The organism is Paraburkholderia sp. Ac-20336, from assembly GCF_017105025.1.
Lineage (GTDB): Bacteria > Pseudomonadota > Gammaproteobacteria > Burkholderiales > Burkholderiaceae > Paraburkholderia.
Genome location: NZ_JAAGPS010000032.1, coordinates 38,390 through 56,012, shown reverse-complemented (window position 1 = coordinate 56,012; position 17,623 = coordinate 38,390). Strand labels below are relative to the sequence as shown.

Here is a 17,623-nt window from a genome sequence, read left to right as displayed (position 1 = left end):
GGGCCGGCTGCTGCTCAGAACGGTCGCGGGCACGGTGGCCGTGCTGGTGCTGCTCGTCGCGCTCGCGGCCGGCCTGCTGTACGGCGCGCTTACGACCGAACGCGGCACCGCGTACGCATGGCACGCGGCGCTCAGGCTATTGGGCGGCCAGCTCGGCGGCACGCTCGACGGCGGTACGCTCGCAAGCGGCGTGCAACTGCGCGACGTTCACTGGCGCAGCCTCGACGGCAGCGGCACCGATATCCGGATCGACCGCGTCGCGGGCCGCTGGGCGCTGGCGCGCACGCCGTGGCGCTTCACGATCGACTATCTGCACGTCGGCACGATCGAGACGTGGCTGGGCGCCTCGTCGTCGAGCAGCAGCGAGCCGATGAAGCTGCCGCGCGATCTGCGCCTGCCGATGCCGCTCGACATCCGCGACGTGCAGGTCGAGCGTTTACTGCTGCACCAGGGCACTTCGACGACGGAGTTGTCGCACTTCGCGTTTCATGGGCGCAGCGATGGACGCCACCACGAGGCCTCGATCGATCGGCTCGATACGCCGTTCGGCGCGCTGACGGCGTCGGCGAAACTGGACGGCGTGCAGCCGTTTCCGCTGACCGGCGAGGTCGGCTATTCGGGCAAGGTCCGCGACGAGGCGGTGCAGGTCGGCGGGCATCTGAGCGGCACGCTCGAACAGCTCGTCGCCGAACTCGATGCGAGCGGCATGAAGCTGACCGGTCACGCGCGGGTCGAGGCCGCGCCGTTCGACGCGGTGCCGCTGCAGCGCGCGACGCTGAGCTTCGATCACGTGAATCCGCAAGCTTTTGCGCCTGGCGCGCCGCTGGCCGATCTGGCCGTGCGCGCGGAGTTGCAGCCGGTGGGGCAGGGCGGCGCGGCCGGGGTTCCGGCGGGTGCCAGCGGGGCTGCTACTACCGCGGCTGCTTCTACAGGAGCAGGAGCAGGAGCAGGAGCAGGAGCAGGGGCTGCGAACGCGGCGAGTGGCGCGGCCGCGGGCTTCGCCGTCGCGGGTCACCTGTCGATCGTCAACGCGAAACCCGGCGCGATCGACCAGAACCTGCTGCCGCTCATCGACGCGAACACCGACGTGCGGCTCGACGCCCGGACGCAAAGCATCTCGAACCTGAGCGTGCGGCTCGTGCGCGACGCGACGGTCACGGGCGGCGGCACGCTGAGCGACCGGCACGGCCAGATCGACCTGCGCGTCGCGCGGCTCGATCTGAACGCATTGCAGGCGACGGTGCGGCCCACGCAACTGGGCGGCACGATCGGCATCCGCCTGAACGACGATATCCAGAGCCTCACGCTCGATCTCGCCGACCCGGCCGCTGCGCTGCGCGCCCAAGGCAAGGTCACGTTCGACCCGGCGCGGATCAGCTTCAACGACGTGCGCGTGACGTCGGGCCGCGGCCGTATCGATCTGTCCGGCGCGCTCAAGCACGACGCGAATTCCACCTACAACCTGAAAGCGCAACTGACCGACTTCGACCCGCTGTCGTTGACTTCGCAGATGCCGTCGCGTACGCCGGTCACGCCGCCGGCCGCTTCATCAGTGGCGTCGGCGGCCGCGCCGGCTGCGGGGACCACCCGAACCGCCGGCGCGAAAAGCGCGGCCCCAGGCGATCAGGCCGCCGCCGTGGCGAAGAACACCGCCCAGGCGGCGGTGCGCAGCGAGGTGCTGGAGCGCAAGACGCCGCCCGCGCATCGTGCAACCCCCGCGCCACGTACGGCAGCGCCCGCGCGCCGGATCGAGGCGCGCGTGAACGGCACGCTCAGCGCAACCGGCGTGCTCGCGCCGGTCTTCACGACGCGCGCCGAATTCAAGCTCGGGCCGAGCGTCTACGACGACTTGCCGCTCACGGGCAGCGGCACGATCCAGCTGGCCGGTACGCGGATTCTGCCGAGCCGCGCGACGCTATCGGTGGCGGGCAACCAGGTCGATCTGCAAGGCAGCTTCGGCGCGCCGGGCGACCGGCTGCGTTTTCGCCTCGACGCGCCGCAGCTCGAACGGCTCGGTTTCGGCATCGCGGGCGCGGTCGCCGCCGACGGCGACGTGACCGGCTCGCTCGCGCATCCGAACGTCACGCTGAACTACAAGGCCGACGGCTTCGTGTTCGCGAGCAACCGGGTCGGTCATGCGGAAGGCCACGCCGAATTGCGCGACGGCGCGAACGGCGCGCTCGCGTTCACGACCGACGCGCGCAACGTGAGCGCGGGCGGCGTCGATCTGAACACGTTGACGGCGCGTCTCTCGGGCACGCGCGCCAATCACACGTTGGAGGCTGCGGCCACCGGCAAGATGCAGGACCATCCGCTCGATCTGACGCTTGCTGCCAACGGCAAGCTGACCGATACCCGCGACGGCACGCGCTGGGACGGCACGGTCACGCGTTTGCAGAATCGCGGCCTGCCGTCGCTCAATCTCGATGCGCCGCTCGCGGTCGGCGCGGGGCCGGGCCGGCTCACGCTCGGCGCCACGCATCTGACGATCGAAGGCGCGGTGCTGAGCCTCAAGTCGTTCGTGTTCGATCGTGGTCGCATCCAGTCGGCGGGCAATCTGACCGGCGTGTCGCTCGCCCGTCTGCAGGACCTGCGCCGCGAAATCACCGGCGAGCCGCCGGCCGTCAGAACCGATCTCGTGTTCGACGGCGACTGGGACTTCTCGCTCGGCACGACGGCGAGCGGCCATATCGAACTGCGGCGGCGCAGCGGCGACGTGACGGTCGAAATCGGCCGCGGGCTGGCCTCGATGGGGATTGGCGAGGTTCGCGCGCGCGCCGAATTCACGGGCGGCAATCGCCTCAACGCGACCGTGCATGCGCAAGCGAGCCGGGTCGGCGTGATCGATGCCGATGCGCACACGCTGCTCGTGATGCGCGATGGCCTGTTGAGTGTCGATCCGCAGGGCGCGTTGTCGGGCAACGTCAATGTCGACGTGCCGTCGCTGCGCACCACGGGCGGCCTGCTCGGTCCGAGCTATCTGCTCGACGGGCACCTCGCGCTCAAGCTCGCGCTCGGCGGCGCGGTCGCGAAGCCGAGCGTGACGGGCTCGCTCGTCGGCGACGGATTGTCCGCGACCGTGGTCAGCCAGGGTGTGCAACTGAAGGACGGCGTGGTGCGCATCGCGCTGTCGCAGAACATGGTGGATTTCCAGCAGGTCGAGTTTCATGGCTCGAGCGGCACGTTGCGCGCGACCGGCCGCATTCGCCTCGACGGCGCCGAGCCCGATCTGACCGCGAGCATCGTCGCCGACAAGCTCGATGTGTTCGCGTCGCCCGATCGTCATCTGTCGTTGTCGGGCAGCGCGGCCATCGCGAACGGCGGGACCGAGCGCGGGCTCGCTATCGACGGCAAGTTCGTCGTCGACAGCGCGCTGTTCGATATGCCCGAGCAGGCCGCGCCGAGTCTTGGCGACGACGTCGTGATCATCCGCCCGGACGGTACGCGCTCGGGTGGCCAGCCGCGTCCGAGCGAGGGCGGCGAGCAGCGGGTCAGCCCGTTCTCGCCGCGCGCCAATATCCAGATCGGTCTCGGCAACAACTTCCGCTTCCGCGGCCAGGGTGCCGATCTCGGCCTTGCCGGCACGATCACCGCGACGAGTGCGCCGAACATGCCGCTGCGCGCGGTCGGCAACGTGCGCGTGACACCGGGTTCGACCTATACCGCGTTCGGCCGCAAGCTCGCGATCGAGAACGGCTTCTTCACGTTCAACGGTCCGGTCACGAATCCGGGCATCAACATTCTCGCGATGCGCCGCAACCAGCAGGTCGAGGCGGGCGTGCAGGTGACGGGCACGCTGCAATTGCCGGTCGCGCGGCTCGTGTCGGAGCCGAGCGTGCCCGATAACGAAAAGCTCTCGTGGCTGCTGTTCGGCCATGGCACCGACCAGGGCAACAACCTCGGCCAACAGAGCACGATGACGACGGCGCTTGCGCTGCTCGGCAGCGCGACCGGCAAGCGGATTGCGCAGACGGTCGGGCTCGACGAGTTTTCGATCGGCCGCAGCGACGTCGGCCTGACCGATCCGCAGGTCGTGATGGTGTCGAAGGCGATCAACGAGTGGCTCGTGATCGGCTATGAGCAGGGGTTGCAGTCGGCGAGCAACGCGGTCAAGGCGACCATCAACCTGTCGCGCTACTGGTCGTTCGTGGTGTACGGCGGCACGTTCTATGGGGCCGACGTGCTGTATACGCGGCGGTTCGACCGGATCAAGTGGTGAGGGTGGCGGTGGGGCGGGCGGGTGACGTGACGCCGTTGCAGGGCGCTACGACTACACACGGTTGCGTTTGCTGTTCGGCGCGGCTGTTTCCGCTGGCTTAAGCGCGGAGATTGGCTGCAAACAGTCAGCGCAAACGCCCCGTGCTGTCGCTGCCGCCGCGCCGTCGTGTCATCGCGTTATCGTGCCGCCGCAAAAGAAAACGGCACGCTTCAGGCGTGCCGTTTTCCCACGATTGCCGCACAGCGCCCGAACGGCGCCGCGTCTTACTTCACGCGCATGCCCGGCTTCGCGCCGCTATGCGGTTCGAGCACGTAGAGCCCCGGCTCGGCCTTCTCGTCCGTTGCCGATGCCGCGAGCACCATGCCTTCGGACAGGCCGAACTTCATCTTGCGCGGCGCGAGGTTGGCGACCATCACGGTCAGCTTGCCGATCAGCTGCTCCGGCTGATACGCCGACTTGATGCCCGAGAACACGTTGCGGGTCTTCTCTTCGCCGACGTCGAGCGTCAGTTGCAGCAGCTTGTCCGAGCCTTCCACGGCCTTGCAGTCGACGATTTTCGCGATGCGCAGATCGACCTTCGCGAAGTCGTCGATCGAGATGATGCCGGGCTCTTCTTCCTTTGCGGCAGGAGCCTTCGCGGTTTTCTTCGAGGTGCCCTTCGCGTCGGCCGAGGCCGCTTCCGGCGTGGCTTGCAGCGACTCGCGGTTGGCCGCGAGCAGTGCTTCGATCTGCTTCGGATCGACGCGCGTCATCAGATGCTTGTAGGCGTTGATCGGCTGCGCCGAGCTGAGCGGCACGCCGGCGTCGGCCCACTTGAGCGGCTCGATGCCGAGGAACGCCTCGACCGCTTCGGCGAGCTTCGGCAGCACCGGCTTCAGCGCCAGCGACAGCAGACGGAACGCCTCGATGCTGACGCTGCAGGTCTCGTGCAGCGCGACCGCGTTCGCCGGGTCTTTCGCCTGATCCCACGGCTTCGCGGTGTCGACGTAGGCGTTGACCGTGTCGGCCAGCTCCATCGTTTGACGCAGCGCGCGGTTGTACTCGCGCGCTTCGTAGTTTGCGGCGATCTGCGGAATCGCCTCGCGCAGCGTGGCGAGCAGCGGATGATGCATCGCGCTGTCCTGCACGCGGCCGTCGAAGCGCTTGATGAGGAAGCCGGCCGCGCGGCTCGCGATGTTCACGTACTTGCCGACCAGATCGCTGTTCACGCGCGCCTGGAAGTCGTCGAGGTTCAGGTCGAGGTCTTCCATCGTGCTGTTGAGCTTGGCGGCGAAGTAGTAGCGCAGCCATTCGGGGTTCAGCCCCGTGTCGATCACGCTCTGCGCCGTGATGAAGGTGCCGCGCGACTTCGACATCTTCGCGCCGTCGACGGTCAGGAAGCCGTGCGCGAACACGTTGGTCGGCGTGCGATGGCCCGAGAATTCGAGCATGGCCGGCCAGAACAGCGTGTGGAAATAGAGGATGTCCTTGCCGATGAAGTGGTACTGCTCGGCCTTCGAACCCTTGCGTACCCACGCGTCGAAGTCGAGGCCGCGCTTTTCGGCGAGGTTTTTGAAGCTCGCGTAGTAGCCGACCGGCGCGTCGAGCCATACGTAGAAGTACTTGCCGGGCGCGCCGGGAATCTCGAAGCCGAAGTACGGCGCGTCGCGCGAGATGTCCCAGTCGGCGAGCTTGGCTTCGCCGGCGTCGCCGAGCCATTCGCGCATCTTGTTGGTCGCTTCCGGCTGGGCCAAACCACCGACCCATGCGCGCAGGAAGTTTTCGCAGCGCGGATCGGACAGGCGGAAGAAGTAGTGCGTCGAGGTCTTGCGCACCGGCGTCGCGCCCGAGACGACCGAGTACGGATTGACGAGCTCGGTGGGCTGGTAGGTCGAGCCGCAGACTTCGCAGCTGTCGCCGTACTGGTCTTTCGCGCCGCATTTCGGGCATTCGCCCTTGATGAAGCGGTCCGGCAGGAACATTTCCTTGACCGGGTCATACGCCTGTTCGATCTCGCGCGCCTCGATCAGACCCGCTTCCTTGAGCGCGAGGTAGACGTTCTCGCTGAGCACGCGGTTCTCTTCGGAATCGGTCGAGTAGTAGTTGTCGAACGAAATGCCGAAGCTGTCGAAGTCGCGCTTGTGTTCCTGCCAGACGCGGTCGATCAACTGTTTAGGCGTCAGCCCTTCCTTTTCCGCGCGCAGCATGACCGGCGTGCCGTGCGTGTCGTCGGCGCCCACGTAGTAGACCTCGTGGCCGTGCATTCGCAGCGTCCGGACCCAGATGTCCGTCTGGATATATTCGACCAGGTGGCCGATATGAATCTGCCCGTTCGCATACGGAAGGGCCGACGTGACGAGAATCTGGCGATGGCCGGACGGCGCGCCTGCGGTGAGATCGGTGGCGGGGGCTGACATAAGGATCTTGGGTGCCTGCGGTGGGACGAAACGGCAATTCTAGCAGGGCGGGCGCGTCACGCGGCACGGGCGGGACCGGCCGGCAGAGCCGCTGTCACGGGGACGGCGAGGGCATTGGACGAGCGGGGGATCAGGGGCAAGGCAGGGGCGGAAGCACGGCTGACCACATCAAAACCGCGCGCCCAAAAAAAACCGGGGTGATTAACCCCGGAGCAACAACGACAAGAGGAGAATGGTGCCGCGGCGGCTTCGCCAGCCACGTACCGTAAAGAGAGACCACGGTTTTTCGGCAGAGTTCGAAATTTTTTTAACCATCTTTCAAATTCCTTGGATGCCGGCAATTGATGCGAACCCGAGCCGAAATCGTCTTCGGAACGGATCAAAATCGCCGTACCTCCATGCCGGTCTTCCCGATGGCGCCCGAACCGGGGCGGGCGGCAACGCCCGGCCCCTGGCTCGCTCATTCTCCTGAAGCGCGTCCTTATTGCGGAGCGTGCTGAGCCGTCGCGCGCAGATAGATTTCCACGCGGCGGTTCGCGGCGCGGCCCGCTTCCGTGTTGTTGTCGGCGATCGGCTGGCTCGCGCCCATGCCGCTTGCGGAGAGGCGCTGCGGCGCGATGCCGCGTTGCGCCAGGTAGCCCGTCACGCTTTGCGCACGGTTGACCGACAGCGTCTGGTTATATTGCGCCGAGCCGGTGCTGTCGGTATGGCCGACCACCTGGGCGATGATTTCCGGGTTCTGCTGCATCGTCTGCGTGAGCTGGTCGAGCACCGGTGCAAACGACGGCTTGATCGCGTAGCTGCTCGTGTCGAACGTGACCGAGCTCGGGATGTTCAGCTTGAGCGAGCCGTCCGGCTGCTCGGTGATCTGCGTGCCGGTGCCCTTGGTGGCGCCCGACATGCGGTTGCGGATCGCTTCCCAGTTGTAGCCGGTGATGCCGCCGACCGCCGCGCCGGCGGCCGCGCCGATCGCCGCACCCTTGCCGCCGCCGAAGATCGCGCCGAGCGCGGCGCCCGTGCCGGCGCCGACGCCGGTGCCGACTGCCGTATTCGTGCCCTGTTGGGTGGCACAGCCTGCCAGCAGGGAGCCAGCAACTGCGAAGACAGCCATGCGAGTCATGATTTTTGCATTCATTTTCAAATCCCCTTGAGTGAAGCGAGTGAACCAGCGGGTACGGTTGATCCAGCCAAACTATCGAGCCGACGTGACGGCGGTCGTACGGTACAGCGGACTACTCGAAAAACTGCGCGAAACAGCACGAAACGGTGAAATTCGGGTGAAATCCGGGATGAAATCCGGCGCCTGTCTTCGCCGCCGGTCCGACAGCGAAGAAGGGTCTTCGGGCAACGCCTGCCACCAGACACTACAATGATGCCTGAAACACGCGGTGATGCGACCCCATGGCGTCCCGCCTGCGCAAGCGTGCATGGCACGTCTGATTTTCGCAATGCCGTATAACAATTTTTTTCAAATTCTGGCGCGCGGCCGTGACTTCGTTGCCGCCGTGCCCCACGTGTTCCCCACGGAGTGCCAATGAGTATCGATCGGGCTTTGGTGGACGCCGCCCTCGCGGCCGTCACTGACCCTAACACCGGCTTGCCGTACGCGGCCGCAAAAAATGTCCGCAACGTGGTCGTGGCAGGCGACATGGTCAGCCTCGAGGTGGTGCTCGGCTATCCGGCGCAAAGCCAGTTCGAGACGATTCGCCGGCAGTTCGCCGACGCGCTGCGCGCGGTGCCGGGCGTGGCGAACGCGCGCGTCGAGGTGTCCCAGCAGATCGCCGCGCATACGGTGCAGCGCGGCGTGAAACTGCTGCCCAACGTCAAGAACATCGTGGCGGTCGCCTCGGGCAAGGGCGGCGTGGGCAAGAGCACGACCGCCGTGAACCTCGCGCTCGCGCTCGCGAGCGAGGGCGCCTCGGTCGGCATTCTCGACGCCGATATCTACGGCCCGTCGCTGCCGACCATGCTCGGTATCGAGGGCCGCCCCGAGTCGCCCGACGACAAATCGATGAACCCGATGACGGGCCACGGCGTGCAGGCCAACTCGATCGGCTTCCTGATCGAGGCCGACAATCCGATGGTGTGGCGCGGTCCGATGGCGACCTCGGCGCTCGAACAGCTGCTGCGCCAGACCAACTGGCACGATCTCGACTACCTGATCGTCGACATGCCGCCCGGCACCGGCGACATCCAGCTGACGCTCGCGCAGCGCGTGCCGGTGACGGGCGCGGTGATCGTCACGACGCCGCAGGACATCGCGCTGCTCGACGCGAAGAAGGGCCTCAAGATGTTCGAGAAGGTCGGCATTCCGATCCTCGGCATCGTCGAGAACATGGGCCTGCATATCTGCTCGAACTGCGGCCACGAGGAGCACATCTTCGGCGCGGGCGGCGGCGAGCGCATGGGCAAGGAGTACGGCGTCGACGTGCTCGGCAGCCTGCCGCTCGACATCGCGATCCGCGAGCAGGCCGACTCGGGCACGCCGACGGTCGTGGCCGATCCGCACGGGCGCATCGCGGAGATCTATCGCGCGATCGCGCGCAAGGTCGCGATCCATATCGCCGAGCGCGCGCGCGACATGACCTCGAAGTTTCCGAACATCGTCGTGCAGAACACCTGAGGGCGCGACCCGCGAAAAACACGCGGGTAGCCGTTCGGACAAGGGGCCGGGGCGTCTGTTTATGTGTGCTCTCGCGGTATCATGTCGGCTTCACAAGTTCGGCTCGGCGGCCGCAGGGGCGGCCGCCAGGCCGGCAAGAGGATCGCATGGGAAAACGAATCGACGGGCAGGCGGTGCGTGCATTTATCGTTCTGACTGCCTGCTGCGTATTGCTGAGCGGCTGCGGCGTGTTCCTGAGACCGCAGGAGAAGCGCGCCGACGCGCAACTGCTGCCCACCGTGGGCAATCAGGCGCACGGCCTCGTGACGTTTATCGAGCGCTCGGACGGCGTTCAGGTCACCTACAATCTCGCGGGCTTGCCGCCCAATAGCGACCACGCGCTGCAGGTTCACGAGCGCGGCGACTGCAATGCCGCCGACGGCTCGAGCGCGGGCCAGGTGTTTTCGCCGGCGGCCGAGCGGCTCAAGATGGGCGCGCGCGTCGAGGGCGACCTCGGCAACATCCACGCGGATGCGAACGGCGTAGCCACCGGCTTCATCGTCGCGCCGGACGTCTCGCTCGACGGCATCCGCTCGGTGCTGCAACGCGCGGTCGTACTGCATCGCGATGCGACCGATCCTTATGCGTATCCGCAGCACGGCGCCGGCGTCGCGCTGGCCTGCGGCGTGATTCGCCCGTAGCCGGCCGTGGTGGCCGGCGGCGGCATCGCCGTGATCGCGTAAAATATGCGCCTTTCGCAGCGGGCTGGGCACCTGGCGTCGGCCCGTTGTTTTTCACCCACCTTTCGTTACACCTGACATTCACGTCGAGCAGCGTTCACCTATGACCATCAAATCCGACAAGTGGATCCGGCGCATGGCCGAGTCGCACAAGATGATCGAGCCGTTTGCGCCCGATCAGGTTCGCGTCTCCGAAGACGGCCGGAAGATTGTCAGCTACGGCACCTCGAGCTACGGCTACGACATCCGCTGCGCCGACGAATTCAAGATCTTCACCAACATCAATTCGACGATCGTCGATCCGAAGAACTTCGACGAGAAATCGTTTGTCGATTTCAAGGGCGACGTCTGCATCATCCCGCCGAATTCGTTCGCGCTCGCGCGCACGGTCGAGTACTTCCGCATCCCGCGCAGCGTGCTGACCGTGTGTCTCGGCAAATCCACCTACGCGCGCTGCGGGATCATCGTCAACGTGACGCCGTTCGAGCCGGAATGGGAAGGGCATGTCACGCTCGAATTCTCGAATACGACACCTTTGCCTGCGAAAATCTACGCGAACGAAGGCGTCGCCCAGGTGCTGTTTTTCGAAAGCGACGAAATTTGTGAAACGTCGTACGCGGATCGCGGCGGCAAATATCAAGGTCAGCACGGCGTCACGTTGCCGAAAACGTGACCCCGGCAGCGTCTTGACCCATCAGCTATGCGGGTGACCGCTGCACTTGCCAGGTAAGTCAGCGGTCGTTCTTTTTGGAGAATCGCCCATGAAGTTCCGTTTTCCCGTCGTCATCATCGACGAAGATTTCCGCTCCGAGAACATCTCGGGTTCCGGCATCCGGGCGCTGGCCGAAGCCATCGAGAAAGAAGGCGCGGAAGTGCTCGGGTTGACGAGCTATGGCGACCTGACCTCGTTCGCGCAGCAGTCGAGCCGCGCCTCGTGCTTCATCCTCTCGATCGACGACGACGAACTGCTGCCGTACGTCGACAACGTGGTGGTCGAAGGCGAGACGCCGGAGCTGGCCGCCGCGATCGTCGCGCTGCGCGCGTTCGTGACCGAAGTGCGCCGCCGCAACGCCGACATTCCGATCTTCCTGTACGGCGAGACGCGCACCTCGCGCCATCTGCCCAACGACATCCTGCGCGAACTGCACGGCTTCATCCATATGTTCGAGGACACGCCGGAGTTCGTCGCGCGCCATATCATCCGCGAGACGAAGGTGTATCTCGACTCGCTCGCGCCGCCGTTCTTCAAGGAACTGGTGCAGTACGCGGAAGAGGGTTCGTACTCGTGGCACTGCCCCGGCCACTCGGGCGGCGTCGCGTTCCTGAAGAGCCCGCTCGGCCAGATGTTCCACCAGTTCTTCGGCGAGAACATGCTGCGCGCCGACGTCTGCAACGCGGTCGACGAACTCGGCCAGCTGCTCGACCATACCGGTCCGGTGGCGGCCTCGGAGCGCAACGCCGCGCGCATCTTCAGCGCCGACCATGTGTTCTTCGTGACCAACGGCACCTCGACCTCGAACAAGATCGTCTGGCACGGCACGGTCGCGCCCGGTGACATCGTGCTGGTCGACCGCAACTGCCACAAGTCGATCCTGCACGCGATCACGATGACGGGCGCGATTCCGGTGTTCCTCACGCCGACGCGCAATAACTTCGGCATCATCGGGCCGATTCCGCGCAGCGAGTTCGAGCCGGAGAACATCCGCAAGAAGATCGAGGCGAACCCGTTCGCGCGCGAAGCACTCGCGAAGAACCCGAACCTGAAGCCGCGCATCCTGACGATCACGCAAAGCACCTACGACGGCGTGATCTACAACGTCGAAATGATCAAGGAGATGCTGGGCGAATGGCTCGACACGCTGCACTTCGACGAGGCCTGGCTGCCGCACGCCGAATTCCACGAGTTCTACCAGGACATGCACGCGATCGGCGCGGGCCGTCCGCGCATCGGCGCGATGGTGTACGCGACGCACTCCACGCACAAGCTGCTCGCCGGCATCTCACAGGCCTCGCAGATCGTCGTGCAGGATTCGAAGAACAGCCGCTTCGACAAGCATCGCTTCAATGAAGCGTATCTGATGCACACGTCGACGAGCCCGCAGTACGCGATCATCGCCTCGTGCGACGTGGCCGCCGCGATGATGGAAGCGCCGGGCGGCACTGCGCTCGTCGAGGAGTCGATTGCCGAAGCGCTCGACTTCCGCCGCGCGATGACCAAGGTCGACGCCGAATACGGCGACGACTGGTTCTTCAAGGTCTGGGGCCCGGAACAGTTCGCCGAGGAAGGCATCGGCTCGCGCGACGACTGGATGCTGCGCCCGAACGACGCATGGCACGGCTTCGGCCCGCTCGCCGAAGGCTTCAACATGCTCGACCCGATCAAGGCGACCATCGTCACGCCGGGTCTCGACATGGACGGCGGCTTCGGCGAAACCGGCATTCCGGCCGCGATCGTCACGAAGTACCTGGCCGAGCACGGCATCATCGTCGAGAAGACGGGGCTGTACTCGTTCTTCATCATGTTCACGATCGGCATCACGAAGGGCCGCTGGAACTCGATGGTCACCGAACTCCAGCAGTTCAAGGACGACTACGACAACAACCAGCCGCTGTGGCGCGTGCTGCCCGAGTTCGTCCAGCATCACCCGATGTACGAGCGCGTCGGCCTGCGCGATCTGTGCCAGCAGATCCACAGCGTCTATCGCGCGAACGACATCGCGCGCCTGACGACCGAGATGTACCTGTCGAGCATGGAGCCGGCGATGAAGCCGTCCGACGCGTTCGCGAAGCTCGCGCACCGCGAGATCGACCGGGTGCCGATCGACGAACTCGAAGGCCGCGTCACCTCGATCCTGTTGACGCCGTATCCGCCGGGCATTCCGCTGCTGATCCCGGGCGAGCGCTTCAACCGGACCATCGTCAACTATCTGCGTTTCGCGCGCGAGTTCAACGAGCGCTTCCCTGGCTTCCATACGGACATCCACGGGCTTGTCGGCGAAATGATCAACGGACGCATCGAATACTTCGTCGATTGCGTGCGCGTTTGACGATGCAGTGGGCGAAGTTCCTCGCGGGTAGCGATGGCTGGCGGCGCGTCTCGGGCGCGCTGGCCGTCGCGGGTTCGGTGGCGGCGGCGGTAGCCGGGCCGGTTGCGGTGGCGGTGCTCGGCGGCGCGTGGAGTCCGGTCGCGCATGCCGAAGTCGCCGCCGCCGATCCGATCGACGCGTCGATGCGCGCGTGTCTCGCGCGCGCCGACATGTCGACGACGGTCGGCCAGGTGCAGTGCATGGACAATGCGCGCATCGGCTGGAAGGCCGCGGTCGATAGCGCCTACCAGCAGTTGCTCGACAAGCTGCCGGCCGCGCGGCGCAGGCTATGGCAAAAGAGTCAGTCGAGCTGGCTCGCCTCGCGCGACGCCGAGAAGCAGTTGCTCGCCGCGGTATTCGCGACGACGCAGGGCTCGATGTACGTGCTCGCCGAAGCCGACATGCAGTTGCAGCCGGTGCGCGACCGCGCGCTCGTGCTGCGGGGCGCGCTCGCCAACGTGAGCGGGGCGCAGCCGCGCCGTCCGCGCGCGTGCAATGCCGATGCCCGCTGCGAACACGCGATGTTCGATCTGAACCGCTACTACCGTTTGCTCAATTCGCGGATGCCGGCATCATCGCGGCCCACGCTCGTGCGCGCGCAACGCGCGTGGAGCGCGTATCTCACGGCGTCGACGCCGCTCGTCGACGAGCGCGGGCGCATCGACATCATCGGCGCGCGCGTGGCGACGATCAAGCGCCTCTCCGAAACGGTCGGCAACGACTGAGCGCCGCACGCGGCACCCGCCTCAATCGAGCTGATAAGTTTCGGCGCGCGGCCGTGGCGGCGCGAGCGGCGGCTCGCCGCGCAGATCGCGCATCGCGTCCTCGATGACCGCCGACATCGTATTGAGCGCGAGGTCGTTGTCGTCAGTGCCGAACGGCTCTTCGAGCTGCGCGGCAATCGCTTCGTGCGCCATGAACGTATAGGCGACGAACACCGCGAACACCGGCGTGAAGATGCCGATACTGTCGACGAGCCCGAACGGCAGCGACGCGCAGAAGAAATACACGGTACGGTGAATCATCACCGAATAGGCGAACGGCAGCGGCGTGGACGCGATGCGCTCGCAGCCGCCGATCACATCCGACAGCCCGTTCAGATTGCGGTCGAACGCGAGCACCGCCAGCGGATCGAGCGCGCCCGCGCGGGCCTCGCGCTGCACCCATTCGCCGAGGCACAGCATCAGCGTGGCCGGTTTGTAGCGCGATGCGATCACGCGCTCGAACAGCGCGGCGGGCAGCCGCGCGGCAAGGTCTTCACGCGGATCGCTGCCGCGCAACTGATGGCGCAGCGCATGCGGCAGCGCGCTCAGCAGCGCGAGAAATTCGTCGACGTCCTGTTGCGGCAACTCGCGGTTGGGCAGCGTCAGCGTTTCGCGCGTCAGCGAGCGCGACTCGTTCAGCAACTGGCCCCACAGCTTGCGCGCTTCCCACCAGCGGTCATAGCTCGCGTTGTTGCGAAAGCCGAGAAACACCGCGAGCGCGATGCCGACCAGCGAAAACGGCGCGGTCGTGTTGAGGTTCAGGCTGACGGGCAGCAGATGATCGTGCGCGGCGAGCGCGACGATCGAAATGCCGAAGATCAGGGCGAGCCGCGGCAGCAACTGCGGCAACACCGAGCCGCGCCACGCGAGCAGCATGCGGAACCAATGGAGATGCGGGCGGATGATCATCTGACTGGGCGAGCGGCGCCGGGCGGGAAAGCCCCTATTATCGAACGCTTTGTGCCGCGCCCGAAGCGCCGAGCGCAGAAGAAAACCCGCACGGCGCACATCGGATTCGATGCGTGCCGCGCGGGTTCATCGAGCGCAAGCGCAGAACGCCTGGCAGATTCAGCGCCGGGCAGATTCAGTCGCGCGCCGACGGAGCCGCGCCGTGGCTGAGCCAGTCGAGCACGGCCGTTGCGTCGTCGTCGGCGCCTTCGCGCGCCTTCTCGACCGTCTCGGTCACGTCGTCGCTCGGCACCGCGCGGCGGATCGCCACGCCGACCGCCAGAATGTCGATCATCACGAGATGCAGGATGCGCGAGATCATCGACAGCTGCGACTCGCGAATCTCGATGTGATCGGTTTCCAGCGCGACGGTCGCGCGCTTGGCGAGCGGCGTATTGCTCGATGTGATCGCGATCACCTTCGCGCCGGCTTGCATCGCCACGTCGAGCACGCGCAGCAGTTCGGGCGCGCGCCCCGACTTCGACACGGCCACGATCACGTCGCCCTTGCCGAGCAGCGCGGCCGAGGCCGCCTGCATGTACAGGTCGCCGTAAGCGATCGTCGGGATGCCGAAGCGGAAGAACTTGTAGTGCGCGTCCTGCGCGACGATGTTCGAATTGCCGAGCCCGTAGAACTCGATGCGCCGCGCGCCGTTCAGCAGGTCGATCGCACGCTCCACATGCTCGAAGTTCAGATGTTCGCGCAACTGCAGGATCGCCGAGACGGTGTTGTCGAGCACCTTCGCGCCGAAGTCGGTGGCGGTGTCGCCGAGATGCACCTGGCTGTGGCTGACCGGGATCGTGCCGGTCAGGCCGGTCGCGAGCTTGAGTTTGAAATCCGACAGGCCCTGGCAGCCGAGCGAGCGGCAGAAGCGGATCACGGTCGGCTGGCTTACGTCGGCCTTGCGCGCGATGTCGACAATCGGATCGTTGATGATCGAGCGCGGATGGTTCAGCGCGAGGTCGGCGACGCGGCGCTCGGCCGGCGTCAGCGCGTCGCGCATCTGGCGAATCCGCTCGAACACGGCCGACGAACTGCCGCCCGCGCGGTTCGACAGCTGCTCCGCGAGAATCGCCGAGACGCCGAGAAACGCCGGATATTCGGCGGTAATCACATAGGTCGGCACGTTCTGCAAGTACGCTTCGAAGCGGCCCTTCGCCTCGAAGCGCTTGCGGAACGACGAGCGCGCGAAGAATTCGCCGAGGCGCGGCACGACGCCGCCGCCGATGTAGATGCCGCCCAGCGCGCCGAGCGTCACCGCGATATTGCCGGCGAAGGTGCCGAGAATGCCGCAGAACACGTCGACCGATTCGGCCGCGAGCGGCTCGCCTTCGAGCGCGCGCTTGACGATCTCGATCGTGTCGACGTTGGCCGCCACGCGCTTCTTGTCACGGCCCGCCAGCGCACGGTAGATCACCTCGATGCCGGGACCCGCGGCCACGCGTTCGAACGACACGTGCGACCACTTCTTGCGCGCGTAGTGCAGCACGATATCTTCACGCTCGTCGGCGGGCGCAAAGGTGGCGTGGCCGCCTTCGCTGCCGAGTGCGATCCAGCGGTCGTCGGCGGGAATCAGGCCCGACACGCCCATGCCGGTGCCGGGGCCGAGCAGGCCGATCACGCTGTTCGGCCGGCGCTGGCCGCCGCCCACCTGCACGCGCTGCGCGTCGGTGAGGCCCGGCAGCGCCATCGCGAGCGCGGTGAAGTCGTTGACGACGAGCAGCGTGTCGAAGCCGAGCGCGCGGCGCGTCGCTTCGATCGAAAAGGTCCAGTCGTGATTGGTCATGCTCACCTGGTCGCCGTCGACCGGGTTCGCAATGGCGATCGCCGCGTGATTGACGCGGCCGATCTTCGTGTCCTTCAGATACTTCTTGATGACCTCGGCGATGCCCGCATACTCCGCGCACGGATAGACCTGCACCGAGCCGATTTCGCCGGGGCCCGTCTCGAGCGCGAAACGCGCGTTGGTGCCGCCGATGTCGGCCAGCAGCCTCGGTCCGTCGGCGTGCTGGCCTGCGCCCGGCACAGCTTTAGTTTGCACACCAGTAGACATCGAGTCTCACTCCCTTGTCGTTTGCCAGTTGCGAGATGGCATTTTTTTGTAGCGCGGCGGTGGCGGTATTGAGCACGTCCATCTTGCGCGGTCCTGCGATCAGCAAAAACAGCTGCTTCACTTCCTTGAGCGCCGACATCGACCAGCTCACGCGCGCATGCGGCGCCGCGCCCGGATGCACGGCCACGAAGCGCTCGGCGGTGGTGATCGCGTGATCCCATTCGGGCGCGTCGGCGAAGATCGACGCGGTGTGGCCGTCCTCGCCCATGCCGAGCACCGCGACGTCGGGCACCGCGGCAAAGCGCGGGTCCGCGTTCAGCGCCGCGACGTGCGCGTGCAGATCCTGGGTGGTGTCGACGAGCGGCCAGAACGTCGCGTCTTTGGCGGCGTTCCGCAGCAGCGTGGCATGCGCGAATTGCGCGTTGCTCGCGCTGTCGGTTTCCGGCACCCAGCGGTCGTCGACCAGCGTGACCGCGATGCGCGCCCAGTCGAACGCTTGCGTGGACAGCGTTTGCAGGAACGGCCGCGGACTGCTGCCGCCCGACACGGCCAGCATGGCGGGACGCGCGGGGCGCACGAGCGGGGCCGGCGTGCCGGTGGCGGCCGCCTGTGCGGCAAGCGACGCATGCAACGCATCGCCGACCGCTTGCGCCAGCGCTTCGGATTGGGCGCGCTGGTCGTCGAAAGCGTGAAGCTCGATCACTTCTCCTCCGTGCAGCTTTTTGTTGGGTCTGCGGCAACGCGCCGTCTGCCCTCGTGCGATACCTGCAAGGCGAGGTGGCCTGCAGCGTGTTCGCGCGAGTCCGGTGCGTTGC

Annotated in this window: 11 protein-coding genes; 6 read left to right on the top strand and 5 right to left on the bottom strand. The window is 66.4% G+C overall.

Features of this window, described 5'->3' with window-relative positions; genetic code table 11:
* Window positions 1-4,219: translocation/assembly module TamB domain-containing protein (locus GXB81_RS12710; protein ID WP_205989290.1), on the top strand; the 4,219-nt coding region annotated here is incomplete at its 5' end.
* Between the two features lie 263 nt (window positions 4,220-4,482).
* Here the strand turns inward: GXB81_RS12710 and metG are convergent.
* Window positions 4,483-6,615, bottom strand: a complete 2,133-nt coding sequence (gene metG / locus GXB81_RS12705; RefSeq protein ID WP_167036610.1) for a methionine--tRNA ligase — start codon at window positions 6,613-6,615, stop codon at window positions 4,483-4,485.
* A gap of 481 nt (window positions 6,616-7,096) precedes the next feature.
* A complete protein-coding gene (locus tag GXB81_RS12700) occupies window positions 7,097-7,750 on the bottom strand; it encodes an OmpA family protein (RefSeq protein WP_167036613.1) in 654 nt (217 codons plus the stop codon).
* 399 nt (window positions 7,751-8,149) lie between these two features.
* Here GXB81_RS12700 and apbC point away from each other — a divergent pair, with 399 nt between their 5' ends.
* From apbC to GXB81_RS12675, 5 genes are all read left to right on the top strand, one after another.
* Window positions 8,150-9,238: an iron-sulfur cluster carrier protein ApbC gene (gene apbC, locus GXB81_RS12695; protein ID WP_205989289.1), complete on the top strand. Its 1,089-nt coding sequence runs from the start codon at window positions 8,150-8,152 to the stop codon at window positions 9,236-9,238.
* Between the two features lie 146 nt (window positions 9,239-9,384).
* Window positions 9,385-9,918 carry a superoxide dismutase family protein gene (locus GXB81_RS12690; protein WP_167036619.1) on the top strand — a complete coding sequence of 178 codons (534 nt, stop codon included), beginning with the start codon at window positions 9,385-9,387 and terminating at the stop codon, window positions 9,916-9,918.
* Between the two features lie 142 nt (window positions 9,919-10,060).
* Window positions 10,061-10,630, top strand: a complete 570-nt coding sequence (dcd, locus tag GXB81_RS12685) for a dCTP deaminase (protein WP_008924193.1) — start codon at window positions 10,061-10,063, stop codon at window positions 10,628-10,630.
* Window positions 10,631-10,718: 88 nt separating this feature from the next.
* Window positions 10,719-13,004: an arginine/lysine/ornithine decarboxylase gene (locus tag GXB81_RS12680; RefSeq protein WP_167036621.1), complete on the top strand. Its 2,286-nt coding sequence runs from the start codon at window positions 10,719-10,721 to the stop codon at window positions 13,002-13,004.
* A gap of 2 nt (window positions 13,005-13,006) precedes the next feature.
* Complete coding sequence (locus GXB81_RS12675) at window positions 13,007-13,768, top strand: lysozyme inhibitor LprI family protein (protein ID WP_205989288.1); 762 nt, start codon at window positions 13,007-13,009, stop codon at window positions 13,766-13,768.
* 21 nt (window positions 13,769-13,789) lie between these two features.
* Here GXB81_RS12675 and GXB81_RS12670 read toward each other — a convergent pair whose 3' ends face one another.
* The 3 genes from GXB81_RS12670 to pgl all read right to left on the bottom strand — a co-directional run bounded on the left by GXB81_RS12670 (window position 13,790) and on the right by pgl (window position 17,511).
* A complete protein-coding gene (locus tag GXB81_RS12670) occupies window positions 13,790-14,716 on the bottom strand; it encodes a bestrophin family ion channel (RefSeq protein ID WP_205989287.1) in 927 nt (308 codons plus the stop codon).
* 175 nt (window positions 14,717-14,891) lie between these two features.
* The gene (locus GXB81_RS12665; protein WP_167036630.1) at window positions 14,892-16,808 is read right to left on the bottom strand and encodes a bifunctional transcriptional regulator/glucokinase; all 1,917 of its coding nucleotides are present in this window, start codon (window positions 16,806-16,808) and stop codon (window positions 14,892-14,894) included.
* Entirely contained in the window at window positions 16,786-17,511 is a 726-nt protein-coding gene (gene pgl / locus GXB81_RS12660) for a 6-phosphogluconolactonase (RefSeq protein ID WP_205989286.1), read from the bottom strand. The genes GXB81_RS12665 and pgl overlap by 23 nt, the downstream gene beginning before the upstream one ends.
* Between the last annotated feature and the right edge of the window lie 112 nt (window positions 17,512-17,623).